Source organism: Pauljensenia sp. UMB1177 (genome assembly GCF_030217965.1).
GTDB lineage: Bacteria > Actinomycetota > Actinomycetes > Actinomycetales > Actinomycetaceae > Pauljensenia > Pauljensenia turicensis_A.
On sequence record NZ_JASOOV010000006.1, the window covers coordinates 35,375 to 49,359 of the forward strand.

General features: G+C 56.4%; 12 protein-coding genes. 7 read left to right on the forward strand and 5 right to left on the reverse strand.

Translation table 11 applies throughout. From position 1 onward, the window contains the following. The first annotated feature begins 219 nt into the window (after window positions 1–219). The 3 genes from QP442_RS07715 (at window position 220) to QP442_RS07725 (ending at window position 3,572) form a co-directional block, all read left to right on the forward strand. Window positions 220–1,344 (forward strand): ABC transporter ATP-binding protein, encoded by a 1,125-nt coding sequence (locus QP442_RS07715; RefSeq protein ID WP_179369937.1) that lies wholly within the window; start codon window positions 220–222, stop codon window positions 1,342–1,344. A gap of 146 nt (window positions 1,345–1,490) precedes the next feature. After that, window positions 1,491–2,747, forward strand: coding sequence for a DUF4032 domain-containing protein (locus QP442_RS07720; protein WP_006680241.1), 1,257 nt, complete (start codon window positions 1,491–1,493; stop codon window positions 2,745–2,747). Window positions 2,748–2,822: 75 nt separating this feature from the next. Then, complete coding sequence (locus QP442_RS07725) at window positions 2,823–3,572, forward strand: glycerophosphoryl diester phosphodiesterase (protein ID WP_006680242.1); 750 nt, start codon at window positions 2,823–2,825, stop codon at window positions 3,570–3,572. Window positions 3,573–3,706: 134 nt separating this feature from the next. Here the strand turns inward: QP442_RS07725 and QP442_RS07730 are convergent, their stop codons facing one another. From QP442_RS07730 to QP442_RS07740, 3 genes are all read right to left on the reverse strand, one after another. Then, window positions 3,707–4,885, reverse strand: coding sequence for a hypothetical protein (locus QP442_RS07730; protein ID WP_006680243.1), 1,179 nt, complete (start codon window positions 4,883–4,885; stop codon window positions 3,707–3,709). Window positions 4,886–5,091: 206 nt separating this feature from the next. After that, a complete protein-coding gene (gene fbaA, locus QP442_RS07735; protein ID WP_006680244.1) occupies window positions 5,092–6,108 on the reverse strand; it encodes a class II fructose-bisphosphate aldolase in 1,017 nt (338 codons plus the stop codon). A 209-nt stretch (window positions 6,109–6,317) separates the two neighbouring features. Beyond that, window positions 6,318–7,028 (reverse strand): TrmH family RNA methyltransferase, encoded by a 711-nt coding sequence (locus QP442_RS07740; protein ID WP_442953379.1) that lies wholly within the window; start codon window positions 7,026–7,028, stop codon window positions 6,318–6,320. A gap of 62 nt (window positions 7,029–7,090) precedes the next feature. Between QP442_RS07740 and QP442_RS07745 the strand changes: the two genes are divergently transcribed. The 4 genes from QP442_RS07745 to QP442_RS07760 all read left to right on the forward strand — a co-directional run bounded on the left by QP442_RS07745 (window position 7,091) and on the right by QP442_RS07760 (window position 9,952). Further along, on the forward strand, window positions 7,091–7,600 hold the full coding sequence (locus QP442_RS07745) for a PH domain-containing protein (protein ID WP_006680246.1): 510 nt from the start codon (window positions 7,091–7,093) through the stop codon (window positions 7,598–7,600). A 45-nt stretch (window positions 7,601–7,645) separates the two neighbouring features. Then, on the forward strand, window positions 7,646–8,470 hold the full coding sequence (locus QP442_RS07750; RefSeq protein WP_006680247.1) for an HAD-IIA family hydrolase: 825 nt from the start codon (window positions 7,646–7,648) through the stop codon (window positions 8,468–8,470). A gap of 276 nt (window positions 8,471–8,746) precedes the next feature. Further along, window positions 8,747–9,316: an orotate phosphoribosyltransferase gene (gene pyrE, locus QP442_RS07755; protein WP_006680248.1), complete on the forward strand. Its 570-nt coding sequence runs from the start codon at window positions 8,747–8,749 to the stop codon at window positions 9,314–9,316. A gap of 18 nt (window positions 9,317–9,334) precedes the next feature. Continuing rightward, entirely contained in the window at window positions 9,335–9,952 is a 618-nt protein-coding gene (locus tag QP442_RS07760) for a hypothetical protein (RefSeq protein WP_006680249.1), read from the forward strand. 155 nt (window positions 9,953–10,107) lie between these two features. Here the strand turns inward: QP442_RS07760 and QP442_RS07765 are convergent, their stop codons facing one another. Together QP442_RS07765 and QP442_RS07770 are read right to left on the reverse strand one after the other, a co-directional pair. Continuing rightward, the gene (locus tag QP442_RS07765; protein ID WP_285069753.1) at window positions 10,108–12,324 is read right to left on the reverse strand and encodes an NlpC/P60 family protein; all 2,217 of its coding nucleotides are present in this window, start codon (window positions 12,322–12,324) and stop codon (window positions 10,108–10,110) included. Window positions 12,325–12,537: 213 nt separating this feature from the next. Then, entirely contained in the window at window positions 12,538–13,821 is a 1,284-nt protein-coding gene (locus QP442_RS07770; protein ID WP_103632466.1) for a hypothetical protein, read from the reverse strand. Window positions 13,822–13,985 lie beyond the last annotated feature (164 nt).

The following is a 13,985-nucleotide window of genomic DNA, read 5'->3' on the forward strand; positions in this document are numbered from 1 at the left end:
CCGTGCGACGGTGAACAAGCGCAGTCTCAACAACACGCCACGCGGTGAACAAGCGCGGTGGGTAATGCGCACGACACACTGAAACCTGTTGCATAACCACGCCGTGTGCTAGGTTGAGAAAGGTTGCTCGCACGAGGAACCCGCCAGTGATGACGCTGGTGAACATCGACCCACTCGGATCGTCCGGCACGTACCTGCCGGTGGGAAGGAAAATGAATAATGGCAACTGTTACCTTTGACAAGGCAACCCGTATCTACCCGGGTAACGACAAGCCCTCGGTCGACCAGCTGGACCTCAAGATCGAGGACGGCGAATTCCTGGTCCTCGTCGGCCCGTCCGGTTGCGGGAAGTCCACCTCCCTGCGTATGCTCGCCGGCCTCGAAGAGGTCAACGGCGGTCGCATCCTGATCGGCGATAAGGACGTCACCAACGTTCCGCCAAAGAACCGCGACATCGCAATGGTCTTCCAGAACTACGCGCTCTACCCGCACATGACCGTCCGTGAAAACATGGGCTTCGCCCTCAAGATCGCCGGCACCCCGAAGGACGAAATCAACAGGCGCGTTGATGAAGCCGCACGCATCCTCGACCTTGAGCCCTACCTTGAGCGCAAGCCGAAGGCACTCTCCGGTGGTCAGCGTCAGCGCGTCGCCATGGGGCGCGCAATCGTTCGTAAGCCTCAGGTCTTCCTCATGGACGAACCCCTATCGAACCTCGACGCGAAGCTCCGCGTTCAGACCCGTACCCAGATCGCTTCTCTGCAGCGTGAGCTCGGCGTCACCACCGTGTACGTCACCCACGACCAGACCGAAGCTCTGACCATGGGCGATCGCATCGCCGTCCTCAACAACGGCCTCCTCCAGCAGGTCGGCACCCCGCAGGAAATGTACGAGCGCCCGGCAAACGACTTCGTCGCAGGCTTCATCGGCTCCCCGGCTATGAACCTCGGCTCGTTCACCGTCGACGGCACCAACGCTATCCTCGGCCCGGCACGCGTTCCGCTCTCGCAGGCAACCCTCGACGCCCTCACTCCGGCAGACGGTGGCAAGATCACCATCGGTTTCCGCCCTGAAGGCCTCGAAGTTGTTTCCGAAACCGAAGAAAACACGATTCCGATCGAAGTTGAATTCGTTGAGGAACTCGGCTCGGACGCCTACGTTTACGGTCGTCTTGCAGGCTCTACCGAGGGCCTCGGATCCACCGACGAAGGCTCAACGAAGCAGATCATCGTTCGCGTTCCTCCGCGCACTGCTCCGGCTCGCGGCGGCGTGATCCACGCTCGCATCCGCCCCGGCCAGCAGCATAACTTCTCTGCTGCAACCGGTATGCGTCTGCCTGAGTGATTCATCCACAGTTGGCCCCGTTCTCGTTGATAGTGACGAGGCGGGGCCAACTCATATCCCTGACGCCTGACCAGTGCCCCACTTTTGGTGGGTTGGCGCTTTCTCCTCAATAATTGCGTCCCTTTAAGCAATGAGAGAATAGAACTATGTCCGAATCACTAGAGATCATGGCCGCGACCGTTGATCCCTCGCTTCTTGATCTTCCTTGGGAAATTCCGCTGGAAGAATGGCCCGACGAGATCCTCGCGGCTCTCCCCCGTGGCATTTCTCGCCACATCGTGCGATTCGTGAACCTCTCTGACCGTGTGATCGCCGTAAAGGAAATTGGCCCGACCGTCGCACATCACGAGTACGAGATGCTTCGTGACCTCTCACGTCTTGGTGCCCCTTCCGTGCTCCCTACCGCAGTGGTCACCGGTAGGCACAGTGTTGACGGCGAGGAGCTCAATGCCGTCCTGGTCACCGAACACCTGCAGTTTTCCCTGCCCTACCGTGCTCTGTTCAGCCAACACATGCGCGCTGACACGGCAACACGTTTGATTGATGCCCTAGCGGTACTGCTTGTTCGCCTGCACCTTCTTGGTTTCTACTGGGGCGACGTTTCACTGTCGAATACTTTGTTCCGTCGAGACGCCGGAGCATTTAGTGCCTACCTGGTGGACGCAGAAACCGGCGAGCTCCACCCGAAACTCACCTCTGGCCAGCGCGAGTACGACGTTGATTTGGCACGAACTAACATCATCGGCGAACTCATGGATCTTCAGGCTGGAGAGTACTTCCCCGAAGACGCGGATCCCATTGAAGTTGGCGACCGTATTCGAAGCCGCTACGACGAATTGTGGAATGAGCTGACCGGAACAGAACTCATTGATTCTTCCCAGAAGTGGAAGGTTGCTCAGCGAATCGAACGCCTCAATGACCTGGGGTTCGACGTTGCTGAATTGAAGATGACATCGGTTGCCGGATCAACCGAACTGATGATCCAGCCGAAGGTCGTTGACGCCGGACATCATCATCGCAAGCTCATGCGACTCACCGGCATGGATGTTGGCGAGCACCAAGCACAACGCTTGTTGAACGACATCGCCACCTACCAAGCCACCGCGGGCACCCCGAACATGCCACTCGAATTGGCCGCACACCAGTGGTTGAACAACGCCTTCGAACCCGTCATGCGAGAAGTTCCAGCCGAGCTGAAAACCAAGCTCGAACCGGCTCAGATCTACCACGAGTTCCTTGAACACCGCTGGTACCTGGGCGAACAAGCCGGCCACGACGTTCCCCTCGAAGAAGCGATCGACTCGTACGTTGAAAAGATTCTTGCCGCCAAACGCGACGAAGAACGCTTCATCAACCAGACAGAAGAAGAAACCACCGCCGCATCAAACCCTGACCTCTGGTAAGAACAAGCGGTCTAGCCCCCAAGCGACTAACGTTGCAGGCAGACAACTGAACGAGAACACCCAAAAGGAACACGCATGGCATTCCCCAGGATTTTCGCGCACCGCGGAGCCTCATCATTGGCGCCTGAAAACACGATCGCCTCCTTCGCGAAAGCAGCGGAGGTCGGTGCCCGCTGGTTCGAATTCGACGTCGACGTCATCGGCGACGGATCTTTGATCGTCATCCACGACGATAAGCTTCAACGCACAACGACCGGCAAGGGCGGCTACTACAACCTCAGCTTCTCCGACATTCGCACACTTGACGCCGGAAAGTGGTTCTCTGACACCTACCGGTTCGAACGAATCCCAGAAGTAGCTGACGTCATCTCATTCGCCAATTCGGCAAACATGGGCATGAACCTCGAGATCAAGCCCTGCTATGGTGGCACCGAACTTCGCGAAAAGCTGATCGAGAACCTCGCCGTTGCAGTTGATTCGGTCGCGAACACCGAGCGCTTCATCGTTTCTTCCTTCGACCACGAGGCCCTCGCACGCTTCCACGCTATGCGACCGAACATTAAGCTCGGTTGGCTGTTCGACCGCGAAAACCAACCCGGCCCCACCTGGCAACAGGGAGCTGATCTGCTGAGATGCACCGCAATTCACCCCGATGTCAACGGCCTCACCCCTGAAGAGGTCAAGGAAATGCGCGACGCAGGCTTCGACGTCAACGTCTGGACAGTCAACGATGTGGATCAAGCTCAGGAGCTCGCATCATGGGGCGTCACCGGTATCTTCACCGATCGCCCACAGGACTTCCCCGCTGAAGCACACGCGCTCTAAAACGTGCGTTTTAAAGTGCCACATTCCTGACGTAACGCACCGGGGTCGGTAGTTCGAATGAACTGCCGACCCCGGCCTCGTCAATAAGCAGTTGGCGCGATCATCACACGAGGACGCATCAATCGCAAGCGATACTAGCGGTCCTCTTTCGCACGCAGGTAACGCGACAGCGACAACTCTGCCACCGAATCAAACAGCAGAATAGCGCCGAGCACACCACCGAACTTCATCCAACCACGACGCGGAGCCTGCGCGCGCGCCGCGAGGGTCAGCAACATCGTGCCGACGATAGCCTCGGCACCGGCAAAATACTTCACCAGATGCGGACGATCGACGGCGATTGAATGGTAGGACTCCCATAGAGGCTGAGCCGGTGAATCCGGTTCCTTCAGCATGATGTCCACGCTACGACCGATCGCGTTTGAAATACCGCGAGCCATGTGGAGCTTCGCGCCTTCAACCTCATCGGCATCAATGTGCCCTAGCAGGAAGCCCGCAACGGACTCGGGCAGACCAAGCGCCTTCACCGCAGCGACAACAGCGTCATCACCGAACAGGGACGTCGACTTGTACAGATCGTCAACGTTCGACCCGTTCACCGCGTCCGCAATCTTCTTCAAATTCGGACGTTCGCCGACGAGATCCAGGATCTCGTCGTCAACCTCTGTCGGCACATTGTGCGCGCCCGGAATGATCTTTGAGTCCATCGCCCAGTTGTGAATAACAACGTGTTCCAAGTGGTCATCCGTGACCAGGAAAATTTGGAACTCATCATCCTGCTTCGACAGGGTTATCAGTGGCAGTTCACCGAAGTTCCAACCAGCTTTTTCAGCCGGAAGCTCAGCAAGAAGCAGGCGCTGGCCACCATTGCCCTCAAGATCGGCAAGATCGATACCCTCAAGCGCTGCAAGCAACGGCACCGACGACGCAGGTGTATTACCAATCTCAACGATTCGCGAGGATTCTGCCGGCTCATCGTCATCCAAGTCGTCATCCCACACGTCAGCAAGCGGACTGACCCCTTCGGGAGTATGGTCCACGACCACGGTCGAAATACGGACTTCGCCCTCAAAACGGGATGCAAGCTCTTCGGCAAGATCCTCGATTGTGGGACCTTCAGAAATCGTATTGTCACGAACAATGCCAAGACGACCGTCAGAAACAGCGAAGTCAACGCCCACAAAGTGCGGGGCAGACGGATACCACTCGACTTTCGCTAGGATGGCGCGCTCATGCAACTCATTGATAACGGCCTTGGGATCAAGACCCGCGCCGATGATCATGCCTTCAACTGAAGTCCACACCTGGCCCATAGCGACCACCCTTCTTACGTCGAACTGTTCTAATCTCATCACGTTTCACCCGCGTTGTCGCTATCTGAGACACTCTTTCAGCGAAAGCGCGCAAAACTTCCAGTGTGGCCGGACAAAAGTGCGCCCTCACGCATGCGAAACAGGGCTAAACGCGGAAAGGGCCCGCAGCCGTAGCTGCGGACCCCGTCCGTTGATCAGGTAAAAGATCAGGCCATCTTGGTTCCGACGGAACCAAGACGCTGGCAAGCCTCGACGACGCGAGCAGCCATGCCTGCTTCAGCAGACTTGCCCCACGAACGCGGGTCGTACTGCTTCTTGTTGCCGACCTCACCGTCGATCTTCAGGACACCGTCGTAGTTGCGGAACATGTGCTCCACGACCGGACGGGTGAAGGCGTACTGGGTGTCGGTGTCGACGTTCATCTTGATGACGCCGTTTTCGACTGCGAGGGCAATTTCCTCTGCGGTCGAACCGGAGCCACCGTGCATGACCAGGTCGAACGGACGGTTGTTCTTCCAACCAACCTTTGCTGCAACCTCTTCCTGGATGGTGCCCAGAATTTCGGGACGAAGCTTGACGTGACCCGGCTTGTAAACACCGTGGACATTACCGAAGGTCAGAGCGGTCAGGTAACGGCCGTTCTCGCCAAGACCGAGGGCCTCAACGGTCTTGAGTGCATCTTCGGTGGTTGTGTAGAGCTTCTCGTTGATTTCGCCGACAACACCGTCTTCTTCGCCACCGACAACGCCGATTTCGATTTCGAGGATGGTGTTTGCCTTCTGGGAGAGGGCGAGGAGTTCCTTGGCGATCTCCAGGTTCTCGGCGAGCGGAACAGCGGAGCCGTCCCACATGTGCGACTGGAAGGTCGGCAGATCCTGGGTTGCTTCAATCTCCATGAGCGGGCGGATCCAGGAATCAATATTCTGCTTTGCGCAGTGGTCGGTGTGCAGAGCGATGGTCACGCCGTAGTTCTTGGCGACCTCGGTTGCGTATGCAGCGAGGGCGAGCGAACCGGTGACGCGGTTCTTGATCGTCGAACCGGAAGCGTATTCAGCGCCACCGACGGAAATCTGAACGATACCGTCAGATTCTGCCTCGGCGAAGCCCTGGATAGCAGCGGTAACGGTCTGGGAAGAGGTCACGTTGATCGCGGGGTAGGCAAACTTGCCTTCCTTCGCGCGGTTCAGCATCTCGGCGTAGACCTCAGGGGTTGCGACAGGCACAGGAGCCTCCTATTCGAACGACAGATTTGTCACTGGCTATTGTTCCACACATCGCAAGTTTCATGTGAGGTAGGAAGTCCCTATTTCCTGCACATAAGTGCCTCTAAGGTGGACTTTTGCCCGTGCAGGCAACAAAAAAACAGCGTAGTTTTAGCTTCGCCATCCCGGCCTCGCCGATGAGGAACGAGGCCGCGCACATCACTGAAGCGTCAGGCCAAACTGGACGCGTGCGCCCACATCGCGATTGCCGCCGCGTGGCCAACATTCATTGAGCGCGTCGATCCTCGCTGGGTAATGTGGACGATCACCTCGGCAAGGTCGCTCATTTCCTGGCTCAAACCGGAGGATTCCTCGCCGAAAATCAGGCACGCACGCTTCGGCAGTTCAGTGGATTCCAGTGGCTTGGAGCCCTCCACGTTATCGACGCCGACGAGGCTCATTCCGCGCTCTGCGCACGATCGGGCAAGGTCTTCGGGAGTCTGGCAGTGATCGATCTGCAGGTAGCGGTCAGTCACCATTGCCCCGCGACGATTCCAACGACGACGCCCGACGATGTGGACTCGGCTAGCTCCCAGCGCATTCGCAGTGCGCACGATAGACCCGATATTGAAGTCATGACCGAGGTTCTCGATTGCAACCTCGAACGGGAGCGCGTGGGCTGCGATGTCTTCGCGGATCGCGTCCATCGTCCAGTAGCGATACTGGTCTTCAACGTTACGATGATCGCCGTTCTTCAGTAGTTCAGGATCGTACTTTTCATCGGTCGGAAGCTCGCCAACCCACGGACCAACACCGGGCCTGCTTTCAGAAGCAGGCGTGGCCTCGTCCCCCATTGCACCACCGGAGAGCGCACGGTCTAGCACCTGCGCACCGCGCTCACTGGCGCTGACGACATCCTGATAATCATTACTCACGGGCATAACAATAGCGTCTTGCATTACATAGCAAGCACAAGCGGGGGAAATAATGGCACGATTAAGACATGTCTCCACGTCATGCACTCTTGTCCCAAGACGAACACATTGTCCGCCGTATGCGCACGCACTTCAAAGCCATCCTGGGCAATACGCTGGCTGAGCTGGTTCTGATCATTGTCGGCGTCTTCGCGTCGGTCTACCTACCGACTGAGTGGGCGCCCTACAGCCACGAGATCGTCTGGGCAATCGTCATCGTCGCGACATTCCCGATCTTCATCATGCCGTTCATCCGCTGGTTCACCACGACCTTCACGCTGACCACGAAGCGCATCATCACGCGCCACGGCATCATCAACAAGAAGGGTCACGACCTGCCTATCACGCGCATTTCCGACGTAGCAATGGACCGCGACTTTATCGACCGCCTGTTCGGGTGTGGCACTCTGACTCTGCAGACCAGCGCAGACGACCCGCTTGTCCTGCACGATGTTCCGCGCGTCGAATACGTTCAAGTTGAAATCTCGAACCTGCTGTTCAACGACATTCACGGCGCAATCGACGCAGATCCCGAATAGACCCTTATCCATGTCTTTCCCCGATATTCCACATAGGATGAAGACATGACTGATAACGAAATCGCGCCCAAGGCGCTCACTGACATGCCACCTGTTTCCGCATGGCTTTCCGACATGGACGGTGTTCTGGTCAAGGAAAACCGCGCGCTTCCCGGAGCTCAGCAGTTCCTTGAGGCACTGCGCGCCAAGAACATGCCATTCTTGGTTCTGACGAACAACTCAATCTTCACCAACCGCGACCTGTCTGCTCGACTTGAACGGTCCGGTTTGGATGTTGCCGAGGAGCATATTTGGACTTCGGCAAACGCGACCGCAGCATTCCTATCGCAGCAGTCACCCAACTCGTCCGCATTCGTGATTGGCGAGGCCGGACTGACGACCGCGCTCCACGGCGCCGGCTACATCATGACCGATCAGGATCCTGAGTACGTGGTGCTCGGCGAGACACGTAACTACGACTTCAACGCGATTACCCGAGCAATCCGACTGATCGAAAGTGGCGCAAAGTTCATCGCCACCAACCCGGACGTCACGGGCCCCTCGGATGAAGGCACACTGCCCGCCACCGGTTCGATCGCAGCAATGATCACCGCAGCCACCGGTAAGCGCCCCTACTTCGTCGGCAAACCGAACCCCGTGATGATTCGCGCAGGTCTGAACAAGATCGGTGCTCACTCTGAGCACGCTGCAATGGTCGGCGACCGCATGGACACGGATATTCAGGCGGGTGTTGAAGCCGGTCTGCGCACGCACCTTGTGCTATCCGGCTCAACGTCAATCGAACAGGTCGAACAGTATCCATACCGCCCATTCGGAATTCACGAGGGTATTGGTGAGCTGATTGAGCTGGTCGAGGCAATCGCCGGCTGACCGCCTGTTTTCCCTTCTCGGGCTGAATGCTCGAGCTCTTGACGATACTGCCCCCAGCCTGAAGTGAACTGCCCTCCGGAAGAAAACTGAATAAATCAGCCCAACTTCCGGGGGACAGTTCAAAGGTTGGGGGCACTTTCGTATACGGCCGTCTACGGAGCGAGAGATGTGGCGAAAGCGTCCCATCCTCTATGCCCACCTACCGTCACCTCATCCTCTATGCCCACCTACCGTCACCTCATCCTCTATGCCCACCTACCGTCTAGACTGTGAAGCATGACGAATGACTCTCAAAAAGCCCGCCTGTCCGAACTCGTCAAGGAACTTGCCGTCATCCACGAAAAGGTGACTCTGGCTTCCGGTCGCGAATCTGATTTCTACGTTGATATGCGTCGCGCAACGCTTCATCACGAAGCTGCGCCCCTGATCGGCCACGTCATGCTCGATCTTTTGGAAGAATCCGGTTTCGCTCCGGGCGAAGACTATGTTGCAGTTGGTGGCCTGACCATGGGAGCAGACCCCGTTGCAGCCGCAATGATGCATGCCGCTTCTTCGCGTGGCCTCGACCTTGATGCTTTCGTTGTGCGCAAGGCTGCCAAGGATCACGGCATGAAGCGTCGCATTGAGGGGCCGGACGTGGTCGGCAAGCGCGTGGTTGTCCTCGAAGACACCTCGACCACTGGCGGTTCACCTCTGGAAGCTGCCACTGCTCTGCGTGAAGCAGGAGCCGAGGTCGTTGCTGTTGGAGTCATCGTTGACCGCGCAACTGGCGCTAAGGAACGCATCGAGGCTGAGGGATTCCCCTACTTCTATGCGCTCGGTCTTGAAGACCTCGATCTGGCCTGATTTCGCGGTAGGAATCTGATGCGAAATCAACTCTTTCCGGGACGTTGCTCAGTGTGTTTGAGCGCGGTTGCAGGTCTCACGCTTACTCTTGGCGCATGCTCACCATCGCCCAAGGCAAGCCCACAATCTGCCCCCACAGCGCAGTCAATCGGATCTGAGGCTGGAGCGGGGATCTATGCCGATCCTCAATCAACCCAAGCGCTTCCCGAGATGAGCGCTCCTTCAGCGGGCTGCCAAGCGATGGATGACATTCTCGTCCAGGCACTCGAGTCCTTGCCTGAAGGACAAGCCTTTACTGAAGCAACAGTCTCGGGCAATTCCACCACTGCAACTACCGCGTGGGCTTCTTTCGTCAAAGCTTTTGCCTCGGCGCAAACTGATGCTCTGGTGCAAGCAGGATCGGTGGATTCCACTGGTACTCATGCAGCGGAGGCGTTCAAAGCGTACGCGGATGCAAGTGCGCGCCTGTCTGATGGCTCCTTAAACGAATACGTTGATGATCGGGCTGCAGAAGAAGCAATTAAGACCGGGAAGATGCCCGAGTTGAACCCCGAATATGCATCAACTGTGGAGCTCTTCAACTCCGCGCACATCACCTTGACCGACTGTCTTCCGCACTGGCCAATCGTGTTCTAAGACAGAGTTCCAAGGCAGATCTCCAAGGAAAATCTCAAGACCAGTAAAGACTCTCGCTTCCCTATACTGACGAACGAGGCCCCTCAGTTTCCTGAGGGGCCTCGTTACGTGCCGGCAAACTGGAAAACTACCGACCTGCTAGATCACGATTCTCTTTACGGGAACGGGCGAATAACCCACGGTGCGGTGTTGGAGTATCCGTAGCTGGTCCACACGGAATCAACACGAGCCGGATTCCCCATCCAGTCGGTGTGGACAACCCGCTCATTACCCAAGTAGAGCGACACATGCGTCACTACGCCACCCGACGTGTAGAAGATCAAGTCACCACGTTGCCTTTGCGACAGCGGAAGATATTGGAATCCGGAGTAGTTGTAGAGCTCCTGCGAGGTGCGATAGTCAGGCCACGCATGCTTGAGCACGTTAATCGGTTGTGGATCAAGGCCACCTGCGTGTAGTGCTTGAAGCACCAAACCCGAACAGTCAAAGCCCAAGTTGTACGGGCCAGCTCCACCCCAAGTATAGGGCGATCCCACCTGCGCTAAGGCGTAGGAAATCATTGCTTCAATGTGTTCGGAGCGGCTTGCGCTAACCGAAACGGTCGGCGCAACTTGATACTGGTCGACATACCAGGAATACCCGGTTCCCATCGCGTTCCATGTGCGCTCGTCGACGACGCCCGTTTGTGGCAGGCCCGCTCGACGCTGGAAGTTACGCACTGCCGACATAAAACTACTGTCAACGGACGCCAGCTTCATCGTGTGCCAGATACCTAGGCGCTGTTGAACGATTCTGACTTTCACGCCGTTCATGCCGTAGGTCAGAGTATTGGTAGCCCATCCAAGGGACTGAATTGACATTGTCGGTTGTAGATAGCCGGCAGGAGCTTGGTAGTTGACCCATTGACCCGATGAGAGGAAGTTGTACCATTTCCCATCGATCGTGCGACCAGCATTCGCCATGATGCCTGTAGACGGTTCCAGGTAGTACCAATCTAAACCAACCCGTTGCCATCCAAGACCGACTTCACCTGAAGGCTTGCGGTAATGCCAGCCATCTGCGCGCTTGTACCATCCGGTCAACATCGCGCCGTTAGATGCGAACTCATAGGAGTTCCCGCCGATAGTTCGCTCGCCTGTCACCATGATGCCTGTAACGGGATCAAGGTAGTACCAATCTAAACCAACCCGTTGCCATCCAAGACCGACTTCACCTGAAGGCTTGCGATAATGCCAGCCATCTGCGCGCTTGTACCATCCGGTCAACATCGCGCCGTTAGATGCGAACTCATAGGAGTTCCCGCCGATAGTTCGCTCGCCTGTCGCCATAATGCCTGTAACGGGATCAAGGTAGTACCACGTACCTCGATCATTCAACCAACCATGAACTTCATCGCCGAGCGTAGTCGCGTAATGCCACCCATCGGACATCTCAACCCAGCCGGTCTTCATCTTGCCATTGGCATCGAAAGTGTAGGTCCTGCCACCAATTGACTTGGAAGCATTTTCAACCATGACGCCATTTGATGGATCGAGATAATACCACACCCCATTCAGACCCAGCCAGCCGAGGTACTCGACGCCGTTGGAATCGGAATAGCGCCAGCCTTCCTTCAGCTTGGTCCAGCCGGTAGACATTGCACCCGAAGCGTTGAACACGTAGGTGGTTCCATTGATCGTTTGGCGTCCGGTCTGCATGATTCCCGTGGACGGATCAAGGTAGTACCACGTACCTCGATCATTCAACCAACCATGAACTTCAACGCCGAACGTAGTCGCGTAATGCCACCCATCGGGCATCTCAACCCAACCGGTCAACATCGCGCCGGAGGCATTGAAGAAGTAGGTTTCGTTTCCCACTTGCTTCTGGCCGGTGACCATCTGTCCCGTTTCAGAATCGAGGTAGTACCACGTACCTCGATCATTCAACCAACCTGTGGTAAGAGCACCAGACGCGGATGCGTAGAACCACGAATCAGAGTTGCGGAACCAGTTACTTGCCATGGTCCCGTTCGCATCGAAGTAGTAGGTGGAGCCGTTAATACGCGCCCACGAGTCTTTCAGGAGCGTCCCATCGGGTTGCTTCCACTGCCAGACGCCGGAGTAGATCCATGAACCTTCAGGGGATTGCAAAGGTTCGTGGGCAGTCGTCTTTTTCGGGGTAGCGACAGGAGCTACGGTTTCAGCTCCTAGAGGTGAAGTACCCTCCTGATTCTGCGGGTTTTCTTGGGGATCGCTCTGGGTTGCGACGGTCAAAGGTGCGCTTTCACCGTTTTCGTCAGCAAACGTGGCGACGTTCGTCGACAGGACAAGCCCAGAGATAACACACGCGCTTGCCAATGTACGCCACGGGACTTGGTGTGAAACTCTCATTGTTCCCCTTGTATTGCAATTCCGTAGATGGCACCAAGATCAGCCACATTGGATTACTAGTAAATACTACTCAGGAATCACCTTATCGAATGGCGCACGTTACTGTACAGCAGCGAATCACGACGAAATGAGCACGTCGACTTCCGGACTATCCAGCACATCGAACAATTTCACGTTCGGGGTTGCGCGGATTTTACGAGGACGACCAGACGTTCAGGAACGCCATACTCCAGAAGCGTCGAAGGAGTAGGTTTTTCCACCAATATTCTTCGAGGTGTTTGCGACCATGATGCCCGTTGAGGGATCCATGTAGTACCAGTAGCCGTTCACGATTGCCCAGCCAACAGCCTCGGCACCACTGGTTGAGGAGTAGTGCCAACCATCGCTCAGACGTGCCCAGCCGGTAGACATTGCACCCGAAGCGTTGAACACGTAGGTGGTTTCATTGATCGTGTGGCGTCCGGTCTTCATGATTCCCGTGGACGGATCAAGGTAGTACCACGTTCCTCGATCATTCAACCAGCCGTAGGTTTCGTACCCGGATGCGTTGAGGTAACGCCAACCGTCAGAGTTTGATACCCAGCCGGTCTTCATCTTGCCATTGGCGTCGAAAGTGTAGGTCCTGCCACCAATTGACTTGGAAGCATTTTCAACCATGACGCCATTTGATGGATCGAGATAATACCACACCCCATTCAGACCCAGCCAGCCGAGGTACTCGACGCCGTTGGAATCGGAATAGCGCCAGCCTTCCTTCAACTTGGTCCAGCCGGTAGACATTGCACCCGAAGCGTTGAACACGTAGGTGGTTCCATTGATCGCGCGTCGGCCGGTCTGCATGATTCCCGTGGACGGATCAAGGTAGTACCAGGTGCCGTTCAGCTTGAGCCAGCCGAAGACGCGGTCACCTAATGCGTCGATGTAGCGCCAACCTTGCGACATGGAGACCCAGCCGGTCTTCATCTTGCCGTCAATGTCGAAGAGGTATAGCTTTCCGTTGATGATCTTCTCCGTGTCTGCGATCATCTTGCCGGTCGTCGGATCAAGGTAGTACCAGGTTTCGCCGAGCTTGAGCCAGCCGGCGGTGTGTAGGGCTCCCGCATAGCCTCCTGAAGGCTGGAAATAGTACCAAGTGCCATCCTCTTTGTACCAACCGGTATTCATCCAGCCTGTTGATTCAAAGTGATAGATGTGCCCATTGATTTTTGCCCAGGTTGACGCAATCTGGAGACCCGTGCCATTGGCAGCCCAACGCCAATCGCCACCAATGTTCTGCCAGTTTCCTCCGGACGGGGCGTAGGGAGTGGTGGAGGTTGTCACCGTTGAAGGGGAGAAAGGATTTACGCCCGACTGCAGGTCCATCTGAGCTGCTTGCGGAATACTTACCCCTGTTGCACTCTGCGCGGAGTCGGCGCTTGTCGCTTTTACTCCGGGAATGATGAGCGCGGCAGCTACGAGGCCAAGCAGAGCCGTTCGCTTCGTCATACGCAGTTTCATTGGCGAGTTCTTCCTTCAATCGACTGATCGTTGATGGGAGTCAACAGACACACGTCGAGCAGACATGTCATTACAGAGTATCGGTGAACAAAATGAGGGAGCAAGAGCTAAACCACATTATTATCACCAATCACATTAGTAACAGTAGCCCCATTAAGTGCTGG